Source organism: Serratia sp. A07 (assembly GCF_058725505.1).
On record NZ_JBZXDO010000002.1, the window covers coordinates 1 to 22135 of the forward strand.

The 22135-nt window shown below is 62.1% G+C and carries 18 protein-coding genes and 1 pseudogene; 7 read left to right on the plus strand and 12 right to left on the minus strand.

The window, feature by feature from the left end:
- Window positions 1-77 precede the first annotated feature (77 nt).
- Together nadA and pnuC are read left to right on the plus strand one after the other, a co-directional pair.
- Window positions 78-350, plus strand: a pseudogene (gene nadA / locus AC4PR2_RS01895) (quinolinate synthase NadA); the annotation flags it as partial.
- A 20-nt stretch (window positions 351-370) separates the two neighbouring features.
- The gene (gene pnuC, locus AC4PR2_RS01900; RefSeq protein ID WP_048232945.1) at window positions 371-1096 is read left to right on the plus strand and encodes a nicotinamide riboside transporter PnuC; all 726 of its coding nucleotides are present in this window, start codon (window positions 371-373) and stop codon (window positions 1094-1096) included.
- A 36-nt stretch (window positions 1097-1132) separates the two neighbouring features.
- Here pnuC and zitB read toward each other — a convergent pair whose 3' ends face one another.
- From zitB to AC4PR2_RS01915, 3 genes are read right to left on the minus strand one after another with little or no spacing between them, the layout of a single operon-like run.
- Window positions 1133-2095, minus strand: coding sequence for a CDF family zinc transporter ZitB (gene zitB / locus AC4PR2_RS01905; RefSeq protein ID WP_033637476.1), 963 nt, complete (start codon window positions 2093-2095; stop codon window positions 1133-1135).
- Window positions 2095-5295 (minus strand): ATP-binding protein, encoded by a 3201-nt coding sequence (locus tag AC4PR2_RS01910; RefSeq protein ID WP_337046407.1) that lies wholly within the window; start codon window positions 5293-5295, stop codon window positions 2095-2097. Before AC4PR2_RS01910 ends, zitB begins: the two co-directional genes overlap by 1 nt.
- Window positions 5292-5897 carry a response regulator gene (locus AC4PR2_RS01915; protein ID WP_492174861.1) on the minus strand — a complete coding sequence of 202 codons (606 nt, stop codon included), beginning with the start codon at window positions 5895-5897 and terminating at the stop codon, window positions 5292-5294. Before AC4PR2_RS01915 ends, AC4PR2_RS01910 begins: the two co-directional genes overlap by 4 nt.
- A gap of 212 nt (window positions 5898-6109) precedes the next feature.
- Here AC4PR2_RS01915 and aroG point away from each other — a divergent pair, with 212 nt between their 5' ends.
- The 3 genes from aroG to AC4PR2_RS01930 all read left to right on the plus strand — a co-directional run bounded on the left by aroG (window position 6110) and on the right by AC4PR2_RS01930 (window position 9669).
- A complete protein-coding gene (aroG, locus tag AC4PR2_RS01920) occupies window positions 6110-7162 on the plus strand; it encodes a 3-deoxy-7-phosphoheptulonate synthase AroG (RefSeq protein WP_047568857.1) in 1053 nt (350 codons plus the stop codon).
- A gap of 265 nt (window positions 7163-7427) precedes the next feature.
- The gene (locus AC4PR2_RS01925) at window positions 7428-8618 is read left to right on the plus strand and encodes a YjgN family protein (protein ID WP_060440731.1); all 1191 of its coding nucleotides are present in this window, start codon (window positions 7428-7430) and stop codon (window positions 8616-8618) included.
- 7 nt (window positions 8619-8625) lie between these two features.
- Entirely contained in the window at window positions 8626-9669 is a 1044-nt protein-coding gene (locus tag AC4PR2_RS01930) for a M48 family metallopeptidase (protein WP_337046408.1), read from the plus strand.
- Between the two features lie 56 nt (window positions 9670-9725).
- On the opposite strand, the gene gpmA is transcribed toward AC4PR2_RS01930, so the two are convergent.
- From gpmA to modE, 9 genes are all read right to left on the minus strand, one after another.
- Window positions 9726-10478, minus strand: a complete 753-nt coding sequence (gene gpmA, locus AC4PR2_RS01935; protein ID WP_004939834.1) for a 2,3-diphosphoglycerate-dependent phosphoglycerate mutase — start codon at window positions 10476-10478, stop codon at window positions 9726-9728.
- Between the two features lie 215 nt (window positions 10479-10693).
- On the minus strand, window positions 10694-11041 hold the full coding sequence (locus tag AC4PR2_RS01940; protein WP_048232954.1) for a PsiF family protein: 348 nt from the start codon (window positions 11039-11041) through the stop codon (window positions 10694-10696).
- A 196-nt stretch (window positions 11042-11237) separates the two neighbouring features.
- Window positions 11238-12281, minus strand: coding sequence for a galactose-1-epimerase (galM, locus tag AC4PR2_RS01945; RefSeq protein ID WP_443014417.1), 1044 nt, complete (start codon window positions 12279-12281; stop codon window positions 11238-11240).
- On the minus strand, window positions 12275-13426 hold the full coding sequence (gene galK, locus AC4PR2_RS01950) for a galactokinase (protein WP_180548232.1): 1152 nt from the start codon (window positions 13424-13426) through the stop codon (window positions 12275-12277). Before galK ends, galM begins: the two co-directional genes overlap by 7 nt.
- Entirely contained in the window at window positions 13423-14475 is a 1053-nt protein-coding gene (galT, locus tag AC4PR2_RS01955; protein ID WP_047572323.1) for a galactose-1-phosphate uridylyltransferase, read from the minus strand. Before galT ends, galK begins: the two co-directional genes overlap by 4 nt.
- A 284-nt stretch (window positions 14476-14759) precedes the next feature.
- Entirely contained in the window at window positions 14760-15581 is an 822-nt protein-coding gene (locus tag AC4PR2_RS01960; RefSeq protein ID WP_141958358.1) for a CPBP family intramembrane glutamic endopeptidase, read from the minus strand.
- A gap of 167 nt (window positions 15582-15748) precedes the next feature.
- The gene (locus AC4PR2_RS01965; protein ID WP_084826663.1) at window positions 15749-16321 is read right to left on the minus strand and encodes a cysteine hydrolase family protein; all 573 of its coding nucleotides are present in this window, start codon (window positions 16319-16321) and stop codon (window positions 15749-15751) included.
- Between the two features lie 95 nt (window positions 16322-16416).
- Complete coding sequence (modF, locus tag AC4PR2_RS01970; RefSeq protein WP_213873051.1) at window positions 16417-17904, minus strand: molybdate ABC transporter ATP-binding protein ModF; 1488 nt, start codon at window positions 17902-17904, stop codon at window positions 16417-16419.
- A 90-nt stretch (window positions 17905-17994) separates the two neighbouring features.
- A complete protein-coding gene (modE, locus tag AC4PR2_RS01975; RefSeq protein WP_049201184.1) occupies window positions 17995-18786 on the minus strand; it encodes a molybdenum-dependent transcriptional regulator in 792 nt (263 codons plus the stop codon).
- 189 nt (window positions 18787-18975) lie between these two features.
- Here modE and AC4PR2_RS01980 point away from each other — a divergent pair, with 189 nt between their 5' ends.
- On the plus strand, window positions 18976-21135 hold the full coding sequence (locus AC4PR2_RS01980; RefSeq protein ID WP_492174862.1) for a TonB-dependent siderophore receptor: 2160 nt from the start codon (window positions 18976-18978) through the stop codon (window positions 21133-21135).
- Window positions 21136-21139: 4 nt separating this feature from the next.
- Window positions 21140-22135 carry an ABC transporter substrate-binding protein gene (locus AC4PR2_RS01985; RefSeq protein WP_443014419.1) on the plus strand — a complete coding sequence of 332 codons (996 nt, stop codon included), beginning with the start codon at window positions 21140-21142 and terminating at the stop codon, window positions 22133-22135.

Sequence of the window (22135 nt, forward strand, 5' to 3'; positions counted from 1 at the left end):
TGAGTAGGTTGTGATCTCAGATTACAAACCGGCCAAAATAATTGTCGCGAACCGGCCAGATTAATTGTCGTCAGATACGCGGTATCTTTTACAAGATGCAGCAGGCCTGCCCGGACAAGGAGCTGTTCGAAGCGCCGACCGCCGGAGAAGGGGCGACCTGTCGCAGCTGCGCGCATTGCCCGTGGATGGCGATGAATGGCCTGAAGGCGATTGCTGAAGGGCTGGAGCAGGGGGGCGCGCAGCATGAGATCCACGTGGACGCCGCGCTGCGTGAGAAGGCCCTGGTGCCGCTGAACCGCATGCTGGATTTCGCCGCTCAGCTTAAGATGCAGGTTAAAGGCAACGCTTAACCGTTTAAAAGGATGACTTCATGAGCTTCTTCAGTACCAGCAATATTCTGGTGCACATTCCGCTTGGCGCGGGCGGTTACGATCTGTCGTGGATCGAAGCCATCGGCACGCTGTTCGGGTTGCTGTGCATCTGGTACGCCAGCAAGGAAAAAATCATCAACTACCTGTTCGGCCTGATCAACGTCACGCTGTTCGCGGTAATTTTCTTCCAGATCCAGCTGTACGCCAGCCTGCTGTTGCAGCTGTTCTTTTTCGGCGCCAACATTTACGGTTGGTATGCCTGGAGCCGCCAAACCCAGGATAATCAGGCTGAGCTGCAGATCCGCTGGCTGCCGTTGCCGAAAGCGTTGGCCTGGGCGGCGGTTTGCGTCATCGGCATTGGCCTGATGACCTTTAACATCGACCGCGTGTTCGCCTGGCTGACGCAGATCGCGGTAGCGGTGATGCAAGGGCTGGGGCTGAACGTGCAGATGCCTGAACTGCAGCCGGACGCGTTCCCGTTCTGGGATTCGGCGATGATGGTGCTCTCCATCGTGGCGATGATCCTGATGACGCGCAAGTATGTGGAAAACTGGCTGCTGTGGGTGGTTATCGACGTCATCAGCGTGGCGATCTTCGCCTACCAGGGGGTGTACGCGATGGCGCTGGAGTATGTCATTCTGACGCTGATCGCCCTGAACGGCTCCTGGCTGTGGATCAAGAGCGCCGGGCGTAACCGTTCCAACCCGCTCTCGTCCGCACCGTAGCAACAGCAGAGGGCGCCGTGGTGGCGCCCTCTTGGCTTAGTGACGATGTCCCAGATGGGAGTGCGCTTCGGCATGTGAGTGTTCACTCGGCTCCGGCGCCCGGTTGATACCGCAGTCCGGCGTCTCGCAGTGCCGGTACTCCATCTGAATGGTCACATGGCCAATCTTGTAGTGTTCCAACAGATAAGCCTGAATGCGTTGCAACAGCCCATCGTGGTCATGCGGCGGGATCACCTGCGCATGCAGCGTCATCAGCTTTTGTTCGCCGATCTGCCAGACATGCACGTGATGGATGTTGCGCACTTCCGGGATATTCAGGCACAGGTCTTTTTGCAGCTTGGCGATATCGACCTCCTGCGGCGTGCCTTCCAACAGCTCGTGGAAACTCTCCTTCAGCAGCCGCCAGGCGCTGCGTAGCACCAGACAGGAGACCAGCACCGACAGGATCGGGTCAATCGGCGTCCAGCCGGTGGCAAGAATGACGATGGCGGCGACGATGGCGCCCACCGAACCGAGCAGGTCGCCCAACACATGCAGCGCGGCGGCGCGCACGTTGATATTTTTCTCTTCGCTGCCGCGATGCAGCAACCAGAAGGCGAACAGGTTCGCCAGCAGCCCCGCTACGGCGATGATCAGCATCGGGGTACCCATCACCGGCTGCGGTTCGAAGAAACGCCGTATCGCCTCCCACAGGATGAATACCACGATCACCAGCAGCGCCGCGGCGTTGAGGAAGGCCGCCAGGGTGGTGAGGCGCAGATAGCCGAAGGTGTGGCGCGCGTTGGGCTTGCGCTGGGAGAAGTGCACCGCCATCAGCGCCACCAGCAGCGCGGCGGCATCGGTCAACATATGGCCGGCGTCGGCCAACAGCGCCAGCGAGCCGGACAACAGGCCACCGACCACCTCGGCCACCATAAAGACGGCGGTGACTAAAAAAGCGGTCAGTAGGCGTTTACTATTACTGTCTTTCGGCAGGTGTACGTGTGGAGTGTCCGACATTATTCATCCTTATGCATAGCGAAAGAGGGGGCGGCGGCGAGCAGAGCGTCCAGCTCCGGTTCTATCTGCGCCACTAACGCCTTTAATTTAGTATAAGCGGCGGCGGCAAGCTCGCCCCGACGTGCGGTATCCACCAGCTGCTGGCACAGCTGCGCGGCTTCCGGCAGCTGCAGCATCAGCAGGCTGCCCTTGATGCGGTGCGCCGCCTGCTCCAGCTGTGGCCAGTCGCTCGCGGCGACGGCGTCCGCGAGCCGCTGCCGGTCTTGGCGCAGCGTATCGCCGAGCGTCTGCGCCAGCCGCTGCAGCATGGCGCGATCGCCACCTGCCATTTCGGCCAGCGTTTGTCGCAGGTCAGTAAGGACTGACTTTTCTTCCTGAGCCTGCGGTTGCTGAGCCAATACCTGGCCGATCGCCGCCAGTGAAATCGGTTTGGTCAGGAAGTGGTCGATCGCCACCAGCCCCGGCGGGATGCGGGTAAACTCCTGCACGTCTGCCGAGCAAAGCACGATGCGGCAAGGCGGGCGTTGCAGCCGCTGTTCGTCGCGGCGGATCAGCCTGGCCAGCGTCAGCCCGTCCGGGCGCGGCATGTTATAGTCGATAAACAGCAGATCGAACGGTTGCCGGCGCTGGGCCTTCAACAGCGCATAGCCTTGTTCAAAGCGGGCGGGTTGCAGCCCGAAGTGGCGCAGCTGGCGTTCCAGCAGCAACAAATTGGTGGGGTGATCGTCGATCAGCGCGGTACGCAAGGCGGAAGACGGCAGAGCATAGGTGTGCTCCTCCTGGGCGACAGCCGGCGCCGCGCCGCTCAGCTCGACCGGTATCGCGACCTCGACGCGGGTGCCGACGCCCGGCTGCGAGTGCAGCCCGATGCGGCCGCCCATCTGTTCGACGATCTCTTTGCAGATAGACAGTCCCAAACCGGTACCCTGCACCGAGATGCGTTGCGCGCCGCGCGCGCGGTAAAACGGTTGGAACAGCTTGCCTATCTCATCGGCGGCGATGCCGCAGCCGCTGTCGTTCACCGTTAATCGCAATTCCCCCTGCCGCTCATCTTGCGCGCGCCAGCCGATCTCGACCTGAATAGTGCCGCGCGGTGTAAACTTTATCGCGTTGTTTATCAGGTTGTTAGCCACTTGAAGTAAACGCTCACCATCAATAATCACCGCCTCAGGCAGCGCCGGATCCGCCAGCACGCTCAGCGTCAACGGGCGTTCGCCGATCAGCGGCCGGTAAAGGGCGTCGATGCGCGCTACCCAGAGGCGCAGCGCCACCGGTTTCGGCGCCAGCGTCAGCGAACCGGTTTCCAGCCGAGCGTGATCTTGCAGGTCGTTGAGCAGGTTGAGCAGCGAAGAGGCCGAGCTGTATATCACCGGCAGGCCTTCCGGCGCGGGTTGGCGTTTGAGCTCCAGCTCCAGCAGGCCGAGGATGGCGTGCATCGGCGTGCGCAGCTCGTGGCTGACGGTGGCGAGGAATTTGCTCTTCATGCGGTTTTCTGCTTCGGCGCGGCGGCGCGCGTGCTCGAGTTCTTCGCGTTCGCGTTTTTCACGGCGCTGCAGCATGAAACGGCGCAGCGTTAGCGCCAGCAGCAGCACGGTGGCGGCGGCCAGCAGCGCCAGCAGCCAGGTGGTCTGCGGCGGCATGCGGTTGTCATTCACCGCGTCGATAAGATTGCTGCGGTCGACGATCCACTCGTCGCGCAGCGATTGCAGGGTGTCCGCTGGGATCTGCATCAGATTCTTATCGAGGATCGCCAACAGAAGAGGTTGATCGCGGCGCACGCCGAAGGCCACCGGGTAGGGGATGTTGTTGGCGGCAAAGGCCAGCTTGATGGCGCCGGAATAGCGCGACAGTGCCAAAAAGTTGGCGGAGATGACGTTATCCACCAGCGCATCCAACTGGCCGTTGGCCAGCGCGTCGTACATCGACTTGCTGTCGGCGAAGCTGACGGTCTGCTCCTGTTCCGGCACCAGCCCCTGCGCCAAATCGCCCTGCAGCACGCCGATGCGCTTGCCGGCCAAATCGTTCCAGGTGGAAATTCCGTCGGCGTGCTGGCCGACGTAAACGCCCCACAGCGAGCGGTGGATCGGCATGCTGGCGCCGTAGCGCGCCTTGACGCCGCGCGCCAGCGGCAGGGCGGCGCGGAAGCTGGCCTGGCCGGCCTGCACCAGCTGATCGGCCTGCTCGGCGTTGCGCGCCCACAGCGGTGCGAAACGTAGCCCGGTGTTTTGCGCGATGATGTTGAGAATGTCGATGGCGTAGCCGCGCGGTTGGCCGTCAGAGCCGCGGTAGGCGAACGGGAAGTTGTTCTCGATGGCGGCGTAATAAACCACGCGGTGGCTCGCCACCCAATTCTTCTCCATCGTCGTCAGGTCGGCATTGCCGGTGTCGAGGTAGCTGGGGATCTTTTTGCTCCAGCGGCTCTGCAGGGCGTTCATCAGCTCCATCGGCGCGTCGGCGATGGCGGTGTCCAGCGTGTCTATCAGCCGTGAGTCGGCGGCGGCGAACACGAAGGACAGGTTGCCCAGGTTCTCGTTGCTTTCAATCTGATAGAGCTGGCCGAGCTGCAGCTGGTCGATGATAAAGCTGGCGCTGGCCTCGTCGGCGATAAAGTAGTCGCTGCTGCCGTTGAGCAGCGAGTAGACCGCCTGCAGATTGTTGTCGTAGCGCTGGATCTGCGACGCCACGGCCTGCAGAGCACCGCCGGACTGCATGTCGGTCAGCGCGCCGATCGCAACGCGGGCGTTGGCGGAATTGAGCATCACCGGCCGATCGTTGCTGCGATCGCGCAATACGCGCAGGTTGCTGACGTAATAGGGTTGAGAGATCGCCAGGCCGTGCAGCGCCTCACTCTGCGGGATGCCGTACAGCAGGTCGACCTTGCCGTCGTGCAGCGCCTGCTCCAGCTGCGTCAGATCGGCAAAGCCGTAAATGGCGAAGCGAATGCCGGTTACCTGCTGGATATAGCCGAGGTAGTCGGCGTTCAGCCCGTACAGATCGTCGTCCACGATGATGTTGTACGGGCTGGTGTTCTCACTGATGATGCCGATGCGCAGCGTTCGGTCGCGCCAGGGATTTTTCTCGCCGACGATCAGCATGTTCTCGGGGGTATTCAGATTGCTGACCAGCTGATAGCGCACCGGCTCCGCCGCCTGCGCCAGACCGCACCACAGGATCAGCAGCAGCAGCGCGCGGCGCATCATGGCGCCAGCTCTTTAAACACCGCCACCAGCTCCAGCAGGTTGCCGGCGCCGGTCTTGCGCTGGATGTTCTTCTTGTGCGTGCTGACGGTCTTGTTGCTGATGTGCAGCCGATCGGCGATCTGCAGGTTGGACAGCCCCTGGCTCAGCAAGCCCAGCACTTCGAGCTCTTTGGGAGTGAGCAGCCCACCGTCCGCCGTCGGCGCTTCTTCGGCCAGCGCGGCGGCGGGGAAGTGGGTTTCACCGTCCAGCACCTGCTCGATCGCCTGTACCAGCTCTGCCAACGAGCTGCCTGTATTGACGAAACCGTTGGCTCCGGCGGCATGGGCCATGCGCGCATAGACCTCGGCCTCCTGCGCGGTATAGATCAGGATCGGCTGCTGCGGGTAGCGGCGGCGGATTTTTTTCAACAGCTGCAGCCCGTCGACCTGCGGCAGGCCGATATCCAGGAGCACCAGGCCGAAAGCGGCCTCGGCCAGCAGGGCCAGCGCCTGGACGTCGTCCTGCGCCGCCTGCAGGCGGTAGGAGCGGGATGATTTCATTAGCGCCGCTTCCAGTGCGACATGAACCACCGGGTGGTCATCAACTAATAACAGAGAGGGCATGTTCAACTCGGGTCGCTTTATATTCCGATCGCTAGCATAGCGAAAAAGGAGGCTCTGCGCTCCCCTGATGAAACAGCACAATCTGCTGTTAATTTGGCGGTTCCAGCGGAGGGGGGCAAAGGTGATTTACAGCGCCATTCCCACAGGCTAGATTGTTGGGATCTACACCGTTACGCACTGCGAAATACCCCTCGATACCGAATGGAAAAGCTATGAATTACCAAAACGACGATTTACGCATTAATGATATTAAGGAACTCCTGCCGCCGGTGGCTTTGCTGGAGAAATTCCCGGCCACTGAACGCGCAGCAAAGACGGTGTCCCAGGCCCGCAGCGCAATTCACAATATCCTCCGCGGCAGCGACGATCGCCTGCTGGTGGTGATTGGCCCTTGCTCTATCCACGATACCCAAGCCGCCAAAGAGTACGCGGGGCGCCTGCTGGCGCTGCGTGAAGAACTGAAGGGCGAGCTGGAAGTGGTCATGCGCGTATACTTCGAAAAACCGCGCACCACCGTGGGCTGGAAAGGCCTGATCAACGATCCGCAGATGGACAACAGCTTCAACATCAACGACGGTCTGCGCCTGGCGCGCAAGCTGCTGGTGGAGATCAACGACAGCGGCCTGCCGGCCGCGGGCGAATTCCTCGATATGATCACGCCGCAGTACCTGGCGGATCTGATGAGCTGGGGCGCCATCGGCGCGCGCACCACGGAATCGCAGGTGCACCGCGAGCTGGCCTCCGGCCTCTCATGCCCGGTCGGCTTCAAGAACGGCACCGACGGCACCATCAAGGTGGCGATCGACGCCATCAACGCCGCCGGCGCGCCGCACTGTTTCCTGTCGGTAACCAAGTGGGGCCACTCGGCTATCGTTAACACCAGCGGCAACGGCGACTGTCACATTATTCTGCGCGGCGGCAAAGAGCCGAACTACAGCGCGGCGCACGTGAAGGACGTCAAAGCCGGCCTGAGCAAAGCCGGGCTGCCGGCGCAGGTGATGATCGACTTCAGCCATGCCAACAGCAGCAAACAGTTCAAAAAGCAGATGGACGTGAGCGCTGACGTTTGCGGGCAGATTAGCGGCGGTGAAAAAGCGATCATCGGCGTGATGATCGAAAGCCACCTGGTGGAAGGCAACCAGAACCTTGAAAGCGGCGAACCGCTGGTTTACGGCAAGAGCGTGACCGACGGCTGCATCGGCTGGCAGGACACCGAAACCGTGCTGCGCGATCTGGCGGCGGCGGTGAAAGCGCGCCGCGGATAATTGCTAAAATGACAAGGGCCTGGCAGCCGGGCCCTTGTTTTATCCTTGTCATTGCACCTCTATATATCCCACTCATTTAAGGCTTACAATTAATAGGCCAATGAAATCATTAAGCGACCTCCTTCGCATTATTCCTATTTAATAAAAGAATAATTGTCACTGCTCATGGCATTGTGCTTATATAAGACGCTTTTTTATTCCACAAACCCCGCATGACAAATAAGCGGGGAGTGGTATGACCTATTCCTTTCAGGACGAAAGAATTATGACAAGCAATACCTCGCAGCCGCTGGGGCTGCACCGGATTAAATTCCATGGGAAAGGCGGCGAGTACTTCGCTATTTGGTTAGTCAATGCATTATTGACCATCGTGACCCTGGGCATCTATTCCGCCTGGGCGACGGTGCGTCGTCGCCGCTATTTTTACGGCAACACGGAATTGGACGGCGATCGTTTCGATTACCATGCGCAGCCGCTGCAAATTCTGAAAGGGCGGCTGTTGGTGATCGGCGGTATCATCGTGTTTTATATCCTGCTGGCGGTGGCGCCGCTGCTGGGGCTGCTGGCCTTATTGGTGTTGCTTGCCCTGCTGCCATGGGTGGTGATTCGCAGCTGGCGCTACAATGCGATTATGTCGAGCTATCGCGGCGTGCGTTTTAATTATGTTTGCCGCACCGGGCGCGCTTATTGGGCGCTACTGTTCTGCCCGCTATTACTGATTATCGGGCTTTATGTCGGCTTAATCATTTTGCTCAGTATTGGCAGCAGCTTTGACAGCATTAACGCCATCGGCCTGATGCTGGTGTTGACGCTGCTGTTGGCCGTGCCGGCATTCGCCGCCGTCAACGGTATTATTAGCGCGCTGCAGCACGATCTGTACGTTAATAATCTGTTCTTCGGCCGCACGCCGTTTATTGCCGAGCTGAAAAAGTCGGCCTTTATCAAATTTGCCTTGATCGGCCTGCTCATTTTCCTGCCGTTTATGTTGGCGGCGCTGGTGTGTATGGGGTCGTTCATGCTGTCGCTGTACCAAATGGTATTGATGGGCATACTGACGGATGAAACCGCCGACTTGCTGGTGTTGGAGAATATTGGCAGCCTGCTGTTGATGATGGTGGTGTTGCTGGTTGGCGCCTTGATTGCCGGCAGTTACCAGATTGTCGCCCAACGCAACTATCTGTTTAACCAGGCGACGCTGAACGGCAGCATCAAATTGCACTCTTCCATGCAGACCCTGCCGTATATGGGGCTGTTGATCACCAATACCCTGATCACGCTGTTCTCGCTCGGCTTTGCTGCGCCGGTGGCGGAAGTGCGTCACGCCCGTTATCTGGCGGAGTGCACGGCGGTTGAAGGCGATCTGGCATTGCTGGACATCGCGGCGCATCAGGAAACCGCCAACAGCGCGGTGGCTGAAGAAGCGGTGCAGGCGCTGGATCTGGGCGGCAGCTTCTGAGGCGCCGATGATCCTTGAGGGCGCCTATCAGTTGCCGGGGCGGGCCGCACGTGAGGCGGCCCGCCTGCTGGTGAACGAAAGCGGCGAGGGCGTGATGCTGCAACGGCAGGATGAGCAACGTTACATCCCCTTGGCGGACATCACCGTCTCTGCGGCGCTGGGCAATATTCCGCTGACGCTGACCTTTAAGGACGGCGCGCGCTTTGTGCCGGACGACGACGCGGCGTTTCGCCGCTGGTTCTATCAGCGGCGTTCGCCGGGCTGGGTGCATCGCCTGGAACGCCACAAACGCGGCGTCGCTCTGGCGCTGCTGATGACGCTGCTGGCGGTCGTGGCCTACGTTTACGTCGTGCTGCCGTGGGCGAGCAGCGAGATCGCCATGCGCATCCCCACCTCGGTGGAACAGACGCTGGGCGAACACACGCAGACGTTTTTAAGCCAGAGCGGCTTCAAGCCTTCTGCACTCCCGGCCGAGCGGCAGCGGGCGTTGCAGCAGCTGTTCCGGCAGGTGATGCCGGCCGAAATGCGTGAGGCGCGTACGCCGCTGTCGTTGAAGCTGATGGCGGTGCCCGGTGCGCCGAACGCCTTTATGTTGCCGGACGGCACGCTGGTGCTCAGCGATAGTCTGGTCGCCCTGGCGAAAAACGACGATGGGCTGGCGGCAGTCATGTTGCATGAGATGGGGCACCACGCTCATCGCCACCCAATGCGCATGCTGGTGCGTTCGTCGCTGGTGGCGTTGACGCTGATGTGGATGACCGGTGACGTCAGCGGCATCGGCGATACGCTGCTGCAGTCTGCGTCCTTCGTGAATGAGATGCAGTTTTCCCGCGTGATGGAGCGCGAGGCGGATGCGTTCGCGATAGCGCAAATGCAGCGACAGGGGCGTTCGCTGGCGCAAATGGCAGCGATCTATCGCGCGTTGGCGCAGGCGCCTGAACGAGAACAGGCCGATGACTGGGCGCTGCCGGCCTGGCTCAGCACCCACCCGGCGATGCAGGAACGGCTGGACGCGGTGAACGAGGCGATGGCGCAGCAGCCGCCACAGTAATCAGTAATAAAAAAGCCCCCGGTTTTCACCGGGGGCTTTTTCGTTAACGGGCGAAATTACTTCGCTTTACCCTGGTTTGCCACGGCGGCCGCTTTTGCAGCGATCTCGTCGGCGTTACCCAGGTAGTAACGTTTGGTTGGCTTGAAGTTCTCGTCAAATTCATACACCAACGGCACGCCGGTTGGGATGTTCAGCTCGAGGATTTCGTCTTCGCTCAGGTTATCCAGGTATTTCACCAGCGCGCGCAGCGAGTTGCCGTGCGCCGCAACGATCACGCGCTCGCCGCTCTTGATGCGTGGCAGGATCTCTTCGTCCCAGTAAGGAATCACGCGATCGATGGTCAGCGCCAGGCTTTCGGTCAGCGGCAGCTCTTGCTCGGTCAGCGAGGCGTAGCGCGGATCGTGGCCAGGGTAGCGTTCGTCTTCTTTGGTCAGCTCAGGTGGGGTCACCGCGAAGCCGCGACGCCATTGTTTCACCTGCTCGTCGCCGTATTTTTCAGCGGTTTCCGCTTTGTTCAGACCCTGCAGCGCGCCGTAATGACGTTCGTTCAGCTTCCAGGATTTTTCGGTCGGCAACCAGGCCTGATCCAGCTCGTCGAGGATGTTCCACAGGGTGTGGATCGCGCGCTTCAGTACGGAGGTGTAAGCGAAGTCGAAAGTGAACCCTTCTTCTTTCAACAGCTTGCCTGCTGCTTTCGCTTCGGTACGGCCCTTGTCGGACAGATCGACATCATACCAACCGGTGAAGCGGTTTTCTTGGTTCCACTGGCTTTCGCCGTGACGCACCAGAACCAGCTTAGTTACAGCCATAGCTTAACTCCTTAATAATCTGACATTTCAATGATAACGAAAATCATTATATTGCCGCGGGCCGGGGCTCGGCAATCGATAGTGTCTAACCATAGCCAATTTCTTGCCGCAAAGTAAGGGCTGGCGAAAGGAAAAAGCTGAATCGTTCAGGCTGGCGCTGCGAGGGGGAAACGGCGCGCCGAAATCGCTTCGGACGCGCCGTGGCGTGGGGCAAATCAGGCCGATTTTTTCAGGCAGCTGCTCATGAAGGTTTTACGCGCGTCGCCCTTCAGGTTCTTGGTCTTGGCGTCGGCGTTGCAGGTTTTCATTTTCTGCTGCTGTGGCGTCAGGGTTTTGCCCGTCGCGGCGGCGCCTTCAGATTTCAGGCAGGTGCTCATAAAGGTGGAGCGATCCGCGCCTTTCAGCGATTTGGTGGATGCCTGTTGGTTGCAATCGGTCATGCGTTTCTGTTGGGCCGCCTGCGCCGGCGAAGGCGTTTTTGTCGCCGTCGTCGCGTCGGCCGCCATCAGATTGGTGCTCAGCATTAAGCCCGCCAGCAATGGAAGTGCAGTAATCAGACGCATAGGTGTTCCTTCAGCTATTGATTGGCCGCCATCGGCCGAAAATTGTGACGTTGCACAAGGCGTTGTGCTTATCACGGTAGCCTGAGTGTAGTGCGCGCTTTGGAATAAGGAAAGGTGGGCGCCGGCGGGGGAATAGCGCTAAAAGGTAAGCATTTATAACAAATCGCCCCCGGCCGCGCGGCGAGGGGCGTGGCGGTCAGATAGGATAAAACTGATAATGCGTGGTGCTGCGGTAGCGGCTCCCCGGCTGCAGCCAACAGTCCGGCTGTGGCCATTCGGGATGGTGCGGGCTGTCCGGCAAAAACTCGCTCTCCAGCGCCACGCCGGCGTGGTTGGCATAGCTGCCGCCGTCGCGCGCCGGCGTGCCGGCCAGATAATTGCCGCTGTAGAGTTGCAGTGCGGGCGCGTCGGTGAACACGCTCATCTGCACTTGCCCGTCGGCGGACCACAAATGGGCCGCCGGGCACTCCAGCGCGCCGCAGGTGCGGTGCAGCAGAAAAGCATGATCGTAGCCTTTTACCCGCTGCTGGTCGCGGTCGCGCAGAAAATCCTGCAGCAGCGTTTTCGGCTGGCGAAAATCCATGCCGCTGCCGTCCACCGGCGTCAGCCCGGCACAGGGAATGCCCTCGGCGTCGACGGGCAGATAGCGATCGGCGAACAGCTGCAGCCGCTGGGCGCGGGCGTCGGTGCCGGCACCGTCCAGATTGAAATAGGCGTGGTTGGTCAGGTTGACCGGGCAGGGGCGATCGACCTGCGCCAGATAGCTGATTTCCACGCGATTGTCGGGGGTCAGGCGGTAGCAGACCTGCACGTCGAGATTGCCCGGAAAACCCTGATCGCCCTCCGCCGAGTGCAGCGCATAGCAGACCTGATGCGCATCGTGCTGTACCCGGCGCCAGCGGCGGGCATGGAAACCGTCGGGGCCGCCGTGCAGCTGGTGGGCGCCCTGATTGGCGGCCAGCGCATGGGGTTTCCCGTCGATGGGCAGACTGGCGTTGGCGATACGGTTGGCGTAGCGGCCGACGGTGGCGCCCAGATAGGCGCCCTGACGTTGGTAGTCCGCCGGGCTGCGGCAGCCGAGCAGTAGCTCGCGCCTTTCACCGGATTTGAGCGGCAAGACGGCGGACAGCCAGGTGGCGCCCCAGTCCATCAGCGTCACCGTCATGCCGCCGGCGTTTTGCAGCTGCGTCAGCTGATAAGGCCGTCCATCGGGGGCGAGTGCCGCCGTTGTCGTCAGCATAGGCCGGCGCCTTGCGAAGCCTGGCAGACATAGAAGGTTTCCTGCAATCCGCCGGTTTGCCGCGGATACTCGTGCGCCACGGCGGCACGCACCGTCTCCACGAGATCTTGCGGCATCAGCGCGACGATGCAGCCGCCAAAGCCGCCGCCGGTCATGCGCACGCCGCCGCGTGGGCCGATCGTCGCTTTGACGATCTCGACCAGCTTATCGATCGGCGACACGGTGATTTCAAAGTCGTCGCGCATCGAGGCGTGCGACTCCGCCATCAGCCGGCCCATGCGCTGCAGATCGCCGGCCGCCAGCGCGTCGGCCGCTGCCAGCGTGCGGGCGTTCTCGCTGATCACATGGCGCGCGCGTTTGGCTACTAACGGATCGAGCTGGCGTTGACGCGCCTCAAACTGTTCGGGGCTGACGTCGCGCAGCGCCTTGACGCCGAAGAACCGCGCCGCTTCCTCGCACTGTTTGCGGCGGGTGTTGTATTCGCTGTCCACCAGCCCGCGTTGCACATTGGAGTTGACGATCACCACCGCGACGTTGTCCGGCATCGGTACCGCACGGGTTTCCAGCGAGCGGCAGTCGATCAGCAGAGCGCTGTCGCGCCGGCCGAGCGCGGAGATCAGCTGGTCCATGATACCGCAGTTGCAGCCGACGAATTGGTTCTCCGCCTCCTGGCCGTTCAGCGCCAGCGCTACGCCGTCCAGCGGCAGCTGATAGAGCGCCTGCAGCGCCTGGCCCACCGCCACTTCCAGTGCGGCGGAGGAGCTGAGCCCCGCCCCTTGCGGCACATTCCCGGCGATCACCAGATCCGCGCCGCCGAAGTCGGCGCTGCGGCGCTGAAGGTGCTTCACCACGCCGCGCACATAGTCGGACCAGCGCTGATCGGGGTGGCTGACGATCGGATCGTCGAGCGAGAATTGATCCTGCTGATTCTGATAATCGGCGGCGAGGACGCGGATCTGGCGGTCGTCGCGCTTGGCGCAGGCGATGACGGTTTGATAATCGATGGCGCAGGGCAGTACGAAGCCGTCGTTGTAATCGGTATGCTCGCCGATCAGGTTCACCCGCCCCGGCGCCTGGATGGTCAACGCCGGCGCGTAGCCGAAGTGTTCGGTAAACAGGGAATGGGTAAGCGGTTTCAGGCTCATGCTTGGGCTCCGGCTTCACGGTAATGAATATCGCTGACGGCGCGCAGACGCGCTGCGGCCTGTTCGGCGGTCAGGTCGCGCTGGGTTTCCGCCAGCATCTCGTAACCGACCATAAATTTGCGCACGCTGGCTGAACGCAGCAGCGGTGGGTAGAAATGGGCGTGCAGCTGCCAGTGCCGATTGTCGGCACCGTTGAACGGCGCACCGTGCCATCCCATCGAATAGGGGAAGGAGCACTGGAACAGGTTGTCGTAGCGGCTGGTCAGCTTCTTCAGCGCCAGCGCCAGATCTTGGCTTTGTGCCGCGCTGAGATCGGTAATGCGCTGCACCGCCGCTTTCGGCAGCAGCAGCGTTTCAAACGGCCAGGCGGCCCAGTAGGGCACCACCGCCAGCCAGTGTTCGGTGTTCACCACGATGCGTTCGCCGGCGGCCAGCTCGCGCTGCGCGTAGTCCAGCAGCAGCGGGGAGGCATGTTCCTGAAAATACTCGTGCTGCAGGCGATCTTCGCGCTCGGCCTCGTTCGGCAGAAAACTGTTGGCCCAGACCTGCCCGTGCGGGTGCGGGTTGGAGCAGCCCATCGCCGCGCCTTTGTTTTCGAACAGCTGCACCCAGGGGTACTGCCTGCCCAGCTCATCGGTTTGCGCCTGCCAGGCGGCGACCACCTGCTCCAGCGCTGGCAGCGTCAATTCGGGCAGGGTCTTGCTGTGATCGGGAGAGAAGCAGATCACCCGGCTGACGCCACGCGCGCTCTGGCTGCGCATCAAAGGATCCTGGCTGTCGGGCGCCGGCGGCGTATCGCTCATCAGCGCGGCGAAATCGTTGGTGAAGACGTAGGTGCCGCGATAATCCGGATTGCGATCGCCGGTGACGCGCGCGTTGCCCGGGCACAGGAAACAGTCGGGATCGTGCGCCGGCAGCGTTTCCGTGGGGACGGCCTCTTGTTGGCCCTGCCAGGGGCGCTTGGCGCGGTGCGGTGAGACCAGCACCCACTGGCCGCTCAGCGGGTTATAGCGGCGGTGTGGATGATCGATAGGGTTAAATGCCGTCATACGGTTCCTTTCTTGGCGTCGACGAGGTGTAATCGCTTTCAGCCGCCGTCTTGATACGCCCGTTGCTGAAAAGGGAGAGTACATTGCGCAAAAAGATAGCATGCTCGCGGCGATAAAAAGGTGATCTAACGCGAAAAATGGAATCGTTTACACTTCATTGAAAAGCGCCGGATGCGCGGAGATGAGCCGGTGGCTACGTGCTTGAGGGGATTGCGGTGAGCTGCCGGTGATAGCGTTTTCACCTGGTCAACCGGCAGAGAGAGGCTCTCTGCCGGCGTCAGCCGTCAGGGGTGCTGATACAGCGGGTAGGTGAAGAACAGCAGATGGGTGAGGTTAAGCCCGAAATGGAACAGAATCGGCACCCACAGGCGGCCGCTCCACATCCATGCCAGGCCGTAGATCACGCCGGCCAGCGTCGCGAAGATCACCATCAGCATGCCGCCGGCCAAATGCGCGGCGCCGAACACCAGGGCGGCGACGATCAGCGCCGGCCAGGCCCCCAGCCATTGGCTGAGGCGCTGTTGCAGGTAGCCGCGAAACAGCGCTTCTTCGGCCATGCAGACGAAGAACAGGTTCGCCATCACGAACGGCAGGATCCAGGCGGGCGCATGCAGTTCGATTTTTAAACCGCCCAGCGCCACGGCCAGCAGCAACAGCGCCGGTACGCTGATGATCAAGGCAATCCAGGAACCCGAGGCGACGCTTTTTTCCGCTTTATCGGTTCTGAACAGCGTGGGCAAGCAGGCGAACAGCAGGAAGGGCACCATCGCCTTGTCGAAGTTGTAATACATGGTGAACGGCGCGCTGAGCGGGCCGGCTTTGTCGCCGTCGATCATCAGCTGGTTGTGGATGCCCGGCACCAGATGCAAGAACAGCGCGATGCAGCCGGCGACCACCAACCCTTCGAACGCGATCGCCAGATTACGCTGCTCGCGAAAATGGTGACGCAGCCCCGCCAACGCTGCGATCGCCAGCAGATAACTCAGGCTGAGTGGCGTCAGTACCCCATGATAAAGCCCCATGCCCGCCGAGGCGGCCAGGATCACCCAGGCTATCAGCCGGTTAAACGGCAAGAAAAATAACGAAGCAGCCAGTACGCCCCACATAATATGTCCCTTTAAAATATGTACACGGCGCTCAGCGCCTTTGCGGCGTGCGATGATGGCGAAATTGAGCGCTAAAGCGGATAGTAGCACACCCAAATGACGCTAAAGGTCGGGGCAGTGACGGATTTGTGCATGATGCCGGCCCATACGACCGGCGACAACGCGGGTCAGCCTTTCATCCAGGCCTGCGAGCGGGTGATTTCGGCCAGGTTTTGCAGGGTGTCCAGGCTCTGCTGGTGGATCTCCTGCGTGGGGGCCGCGCACAGGTCGTGCAGCACGGTCACCTGAAAGCCGGCGTCGTGCGCCTGACGCGCGGAGCTCTCGATGGCGAGCGGCGTGCTGACGCCCGCCAGCAGCAGATGATGGCACCGATGCTGCCGTAGCCAGGCTAACAAATTGTTACCGGAGAAGGCGCTTACCGCCGTTTTTTCAAACAGCAGATCGGTCTCTTCCTGATGCAGTTCGGGCATCCAGCGGCAGCCCGGGCTGTTAAGCCGCAGCGCGCCTATCTGTTTCAAATGGTTGAACAGCGGCGAGTGGGGGGGAATATCATGATAATCGTCGGCGAATCCCACCCGCACCCAAATCACCGGGATTTTTCGCACCCGGGCGTAGGCCGCGGCGGCATTGACGTTGGCGAGCAGGTGGGTCGCCACCACCTGTTCGCGGCAGTGGTTGGCGCGCCCTTTGGGCCCGATCAGATCCTCGATCAGGTCGATAATAATCAACGCAGCGGACATGGCGTCTCCAGAAAATGGCCTTCTTTCTTTCTATGATAAAAGGCCAAATGTGATGTGCTGCGGTGAAGTGTTGCCGGATATGTTTACGCCGCGCTTCAGGCGGAGGCCGTCTCCAGCCGTTGCTGTTGGTAGCCGTAGCCGCCCTCGCCGTCGGGCACGAAGCTGAGGCGGTGAGTGATGCACTGCGGCGCGTCTTCGGCATGGTGCGAGACGAACAGCAGCTGGGTGGCGCCCTGGCCGATCAGCACGTCGATGAAGCGACGCACCAGCTGGCGATTGAGCGGATCCAGCCCTTGCAGCGGCTCGTCGAGGATCAGCAGCGCCGGGTGTTTCACCAGCGCGCGGGCGATCAGCGCCAGCCGCTGTTGGCCCCAGGAAAGGCTGTGGAACGGGGCATCGCCGCGCGCGCCGTCGAGCCCGAGCAGCGCCAGCCATTGTTCGGTCAGCTGCCGCTGACGATCCGAGACCGCCTGATAAATGCCGATCGAATCGAAGAACCCCGACAGCACCACGTTGCGCACGCTGGTGTTGACGCGATAGTCCAGATGCAGGCTGCTGCTGACGTAGCCGATATGGCGCTTGATCTCCCAGATGGTTTCCCCGCTGCCACGGCGGCGGCCGAACAGCGTCAGATCGTTGCTGTAGCCCTGCGGATGATCGCCGGTGATCAAACTGAGCAGCGTGGATTTGCCGGCGCCGTTCGGGCCGACGATCTGCCAATGTTCGCCGGGGTTAACCTGCCAGTCGAGATGATTGAGGATCGGCCGATCGTTATAGCTGACCACGCCGTCGCGCAGGACGATCAGCGGCCGATCCGCCGGCAGCGTCACCTTTTGCGTCGGATCCTCGGTCTCCGGCAGCGCCAGCCCGCTGAGGTTTTCGCTGTGCGCCAGCTGCGCCACCAGCGCGTCCGCCATCACCTGGCGGCGCGGCCCGCGGCTGGTCAGGGTGCAGTCCGCCAGCACGCCCACCTGCCGGACAAAATCCGGTATTTCGTCGAACCGGTTGAGCACCAGCACCACGGTTTGGCCCTGGGCGGAAAGCTCGCTCAGCAATGCGGCGAGCTGCGCGCGCGAGTGAACGTCCAGCCCGTCGAAGGGCTCGTCGAGGATCAGCAGGTCAGGCTCGGGCATCAGCGCCCGGCATAGCAGAGTTTTACGCGTTTCGCCGGTGGAGAGGTATTTGAAGCGGCGTGTCAGCAGGGCGGTGATGCCGAACTGCGCGGCCAGCCGCTCGCAGCGGGCGGCGTCTTTCACCTCTTCCTGAATGATTTCCGCCGCGGTGCGGCCGGTGTCGTCCTCGTCCGCGCTGAGCAGATCGGTGTTGTTGCGTTGCCACTCGTCGCTGACCATTTTTTGCAACTGTTCGAAGGAGATGCGCACCGCGTGCTGAAAATCGCTGCGGCGTTCACCGCTCAGCAGAACCAGTTCGTCCGCCAGCGCGCGCGCCAGGGCGGATTTGCCGCTGCCGTTGGCGCCGACGAAGGCCCAGCTGTCGCCGGCCTGGATTTCCAGCGCGTCCAGCGTCAGGGTGCGGGTATCGCTTAAGCGGAATGAACCTTGCGAAATGTGCAACGACGACATCACCTGTTCCTTTTTTTGCAATTATTTGCCTTAGAAATAGGCGCATTGCAGGGGGATGTCAATCAACAAAAACGCAACGTCACGTTGCGCTTAACACAACGTGGCGACAATCACGCGATCGGCGTTGAACAGGGCGTGTACGGCGGCACCGACGCTCAGCTGCAGACGCTGCAACTCCGCCGTCGTCAGGGTGGCGCACAGGGTTTCGCCGCCCGCCAGCGTCACCAGCACCTCGCTGTGTTCAGCGCCTGGCTGAATGCCGGCCACCACGCCCGCCAGCGCGTTATCTGCGCCGGTATGCTCCGCCGTATCGACGCTTAACCGCACCCATGGCGCCTTGATCAGCGCCAGCACCTCTTTACCCGGCGTCAGCTGCAGCCGGTCGGCGCTTTGTTGGGTGACGGCCGCCATCAGGCGAGTGGTGCCGTCGTTCAACAAAATCGCCAGGTGCTGCTGCACCTGCTGATGATCGCGTTCGATGACGGTGCCGAAGAACTGATTGCGCGCGCTGGTTTGCAGCGAGAAGCGCGAGATGGCCGCCAGCAGGCTGTCGAGCGGCAGATCGTCCTGCTGCAACACGTCGAAAGCTTTTTGCTGCACCTGGCCCAGCAGGTCATACAGCTGGATCAACCGCTGGCCATAGTGCGTCAGCTGCGCGCCGCCGCCGCCTTTACCGCCGGTGGCGCGTTCCACCACCGTTTGTTCCGCCAGCTGGTTCATTTCATTGATGGCGTCCCAGGCGCTTTTATAGCTGATGCCCGCCAGTTTGGCGCCCTGGCTGATGGAGCCGGTGTGCTGCACCTGTTTCAGCAGCGCGATGCGGCGCGGATCGGCGAACAGCTTTTGCTGGAGTTTGAGAGTCAGAAGAATTTCGGCCTGCATAGCGCATCCTGTCGGCGGCAAAAATCTTATTGTCGCCGATTTGGCGGCAAAGCGCCAAACGCAGTGCGGTGGAGCGCGTGGCAATAAAGACTGGTATTGCCTTGTTGTTATAATATAACATAATAGAAAAACAATAAGGCTTTACGCCGGCTTACGGCCGGTTTTTATTTCACCACAGGGATGCTCCACATGAGTACGACACGCCGGCGTCTTGTCACGCCCAGAAAATCTTTATGCCTTGCCGCCTGGGTCGGCGGCGCACTGACGGCGCCGCTGGCTTTCGCTGCCGACTGCGATACAGCCCGCAATGCCACGGGGTGCGAAGAACAGCTCACGGTGGAGGCGGCGGCCCCCGCCGGGCGCTACGATGCGTTGAGCGCCGTGAGCCGCAGCGCTTCGCAGCTCGGGCTGACCGCTCGGGAGACGCCGCGCAGCGTCGATATCATCAGCGCAAGAGCGATCCAACAGCGGGGCGACCGCTCGCTGGCCGCCGCCGTCGAGCACGCCACCGGTCTGTCCGGCGTCGCTTCGCCAACGTTGTCCAATAACTTTTCCGCGCGCGGTTTCCGGCCTATCGCCTGGTTGTATAACGGCGTGGAGATGCCCGGCAGCACGCTGCAGCTGGGCGATCCGGCGCATTACGACAGCATCGAGGTACTGCGCGGGCCGGGATCGGCCTTGAACGGCCTGAGCGCCGCGGGCGGCAGCGTCAACCTGATCTCGCGGCGGCCGACCTTCAGCCGCCAGCCGTTCGAGCTCGATTATGGCTTCGGCAGTTACCGCAGCCAGCGTCTGCATCTGGGGGCCGGTGGCGCGCTGGTGGACGATGCGGTGGCGTACCGGTTGGACGTCAGCGGCAACGACAGCGGCAGCAACGTGCAGTATGAACGCGATCGGCAGAAGCGGGTTTCCGGCTCGCTGCTGTTTAAGCTGACGGACGATGCGCTGTTGACGCTTAGCCTGGACCGCATGCTCAACCGCACCAACAATCCTTACTACGGCACGCCGCTGCTGGACGGGCGCATTGCCGGCGAGCTGCGCGACATCAATTACAACAACCTGACCGACAGCCGCATCCAGAGCAACGCCACCGCATTTCAGGCCAGCCTGGACTGGTTTATGACGCCCGAAGTGGAATGGCATAACCAATTCTATTACTACAGCGGCTTTCGCGAATGGCGCAACGTCGAGCGCTTCCGCGTCGCGGCGGCGGCCCGGCCCGGCGACGTCAACCGCGACTCCTTCGGCGCCCTGGCGCACGACGACGATCTGATCGGCAACCGCAGTTCGCTGGTATTCGACCGCGCCATCGCCGGTTTTGATAACCGGTTGCTGGTCGGCCTCGATCTGAGCAAGCGGCATTTTCAGTATTATTCCAACGGTTTCCCCGGCTCGGAAGACGTGCCGCTTGGCGCGCCGCCCAGAGAGCCGTTCGCCCAGGGTACCGACCGCCAACGCGCGCCGGTGCGCCACGTTACCCAGAACCAGTACGCCGCCTTTCTCGAGGATCGCTTCAGCCTGACCGAGCGTTTAGCGTTGCTGGGCCAGCTGCGCTACAACCATATGAACATGGACTGGCGCTTCCAGGGGCCGCAGGAAGAGAGCCGCGCGCACACCTACGTTTTCAGCACCTGGAGCCTGGGCCCCAGCTATGCATTGACCGACAACCTCACGCTCTACGCCAACTACACCACCGGCCAGGAGCCGGGCAACGATCTGTTCTTCCTCAGCCCAACGCAGACCGATCTGCCGCTGACGCGAGCGCGCCAGTGGGAGGCCGGCGCCAAAGGGCAGTTCTGGGGGAACAAGGGCGAGGCGACGCTGGCGCTGTACGAACTGCGCAAGGACAACCTGTTTGTGCCCGACGCGCAGCGGCCGGATGCGTTGAACGCGGTAGGCAGGCAGACGTCGCGCGGCATTGAGCTTGGCGTGGTGCTGCGTCCCGACGAACGCTGGGAGCTGGCCGGCAACGCCGCTTACACGCATGCCCGCTACGACGACTATCGCGGCGGTAGCCCGCTGCGCAGCTACAACGGCAATCGCCCGGCCTATATCCCGGACTGGACCGCCAACCTCAGCGTGCATTATCAGGCGACGGAGCGCCTGGGGCTGGCTTCTTCGCTGCGCTACGTCGGCAGCAGCTACAACGACGACGCCAACCGGCGCAAGATGCGTGCGTACACCACGCTCGATCTGGCGGCAGACTATCAGCTGACGCCGATCGTCGATGTCGGTTTTCGCATTCGCAACGCCACCAACCAGCTGTACGCCTATCAGCGTACTTACCCGGACCAGGCGCTGATCGCGCCGCCGCGCAGCTATGAAACCTTCGTGTCGGTCAGGTTCTGACGGCGTGAAAGGCTGGCTTGCCCTGCTGTTGTGCGCCCTGGGATTGGGCGGCAGCGCGCCGCTGCGTGCCGCTGCCGTCAGCCTGCAAAATTGCGGGGTAACGCGCGATTACCCGCAGCCGCCGCAGCGGGTGCTGGTTTACGCCAACCCGGCGCTGGAAAACCTGATGGCGCTGGGGCTGGCTGGCCGCGCGATCGGCGTGGTCGGGTATGACCGCACGCGCGATCCCGTGCCAACGGCGTCGGCCGAGACATTGCAGGCGCCCACCAGCCCGGCGCCGCCCACGGCGGAAGCGTTGCTGCTGATGCGGCCGGATTTTGTCTATTCGGCTAGCTATTACTGGCTGCACAGCCCGGAAACGCCCGATCGGGCGCGGCTGGCAGAATGGGGCATCGGCACTTATCTCTCTCCCGGCGCCTGCAGCGGCCAGCAAAGCGCGATCGCCGCCGCGCTGACATTCGAAGACATTTTCACCGAGCTGCGGGAGCTGGCGCGCATTTTCAACGTCAGCCGCGCCGGTGAAGCGCTGATCGCGCGGCTGCGCGGGCAGCTGAGGGCGTTTGAGGCGCAGCGCGCGCCGCTGCCGCATTTACGTCTGCTGTGGTGGTATGCCGGCGCGCAAACGCCCTACGTGGCGGGCTGCTGCGGCGCGCCAGGTTTGCTGAGCCGCAGCGTCGGCAGCGAGAACCTGTTCGGCGATCGGCCCGAGCTGTGGCCGACGGTGTCCTGGGAGGTTATCGCCGCCCGCGATCCGGATGCGATCGTGCTTGGCGATCTGCCGCGCGGCGGCCTCGGCGACAGCGCGGCCGATAAGATCGCCTTTCTGGAACATCACCCGCTGACCGCGACGCTGCGCGCCGTGCGTCAGCGGCGCTACGTGATCCTCCCCGGTTACGACATGGACCCTTCCGCCCGCACCGTGGCGGCGCTGGGCCGTTTGATTCGGGGCCTGGCGGCCTTGCCGCCGCAGGCGCCGACTTTTTCCAACAAGGAACCTTGA

What these genes read in the sequence shown, in the direction of transcription:
- zitB (WP_033637476.1), bottom strand. Translation starts at nt 2,095, where the DNA reads ATGTCGGACACTCCACACGTACACCTGCCGAAAGACAGTAATAGTAAA.
- AC4PR2_RS01925 (WP_060440731.1), top strand. Translation starts at nt 7,428, where the DNA reads ATGACAAGCAATACCTCGCAGCCGCTGGGGCTGCACCGGATTAAATTC.
- galT (WP_047572323.1), bottom strand. Translation starts at nt 14,475, where the DNA reads ATGACGGCATTTAACCCTATCGATCATCCACACCGCCGCTATAACCCG.
- gpmA (WP_004939834.1), bottom strand. Translation starts at nt 10,478, where the DNA reads ATGGCTGTAACTAAGCTGGTTCTGGTGCGTCACGGCGAAAGCCAGTGG.
- AC4PR2_RS01980 (WP_492174862.1), top strand. Translation starts at nt 18,976, where the DNA reads ATGAGTACGACACGCCGGCGTCTTGTCACGCCCAGAAAATCTTTATGC.
- AC4PR2_RS01930 (WP_337046408.1), top strand. Translation starts at nt 8,626, where the DNA reads ATGATCCTTGAGGGCGCCTATCAGTTGCCGGGGCGGGCCGCACGTGAG.
- modF (WP_213873051.1), bottom strand. Translation starts at nt 17,904, where the DNA reads ATGTCGTCGTTGCACATTTCGCAAGGTTCATTCCGCTTAAGCGATACC.
- AC4PR2_RS01965 (WP_084826663.1), bottom strand. Translation starts at nt 16,321, where the DNA reads ATGTCCGCTGCGTTGATTATTATCGACCTGATCGAGGATCTGATCGGG.
- pnuC (WP_048232945.1), top strand. Translation starts at nt 371, where the DNA reads ATGAGCTTCTTCAGTACCAGCAATATTCTGGTGCACATTCCGCTTGGC.
- aroG (WP_047568857.1), top strand. Translation starts at nt 6,110, where the DNA reads ATGAATTACCAAAACGACGATTTACGCATTAATGATATTAAGGAACTC.
- galK (WP_180548232.1), bottom strand. Translation starts at nt 13,426, where the DNA reads ATGAGCCTGAAACCGCTTACCCATTCCCTGTTTACCGAACACTTCGGC.
- AC4PR2_RS01910 (WP_337046407.1), bottom strand. Translation starts at nt 5,295, where the DNA reads ATGATGCGCCGCGCGCTGCTGCTGCTGATCCTGTGGTGCGGTCTGGCG.
- AC4PR2_RS01960 (WP_141958358.1), bottom strand. Translation starts at nt 15,581, where the DNA reads ATGTGGGGCGTACTGGCTGCTTCGTTATTTTTCTTGCCGTTTAACCGG.
- AC4PR2_RS01915 (WP_492174861.1), bottom strand. Translation starts at nt 5,897, where the DNA reads ATGCCCTCTCTGTTATTAGTTGATGACCACCCGGTGGTTCATGTCGCA.
- galM (WP_443014417.1), bottom strand. Translation starts at nt 12,281, where the DNA reads ATGCTGACGACAACGGCGGCACTCGCCCCCGATGGACGGCCTTATCAG.
- AC4PR2_RS01940 (WP_048232954.1), bottom strand. Translation starts at nt 11,041, where the DNA reads ATGCGTCTGATTACTGCACTTCCATTGCTGGCGGGCTTAATGCTGAGC.
- modE (WP_049201184.1), bottom strand. Translation starts at nt 18,786, where the DNA reads ATGCAGGCCGAAATTCTTCTGACTCTCAAACTCCAGCAAAAGCTGTTC.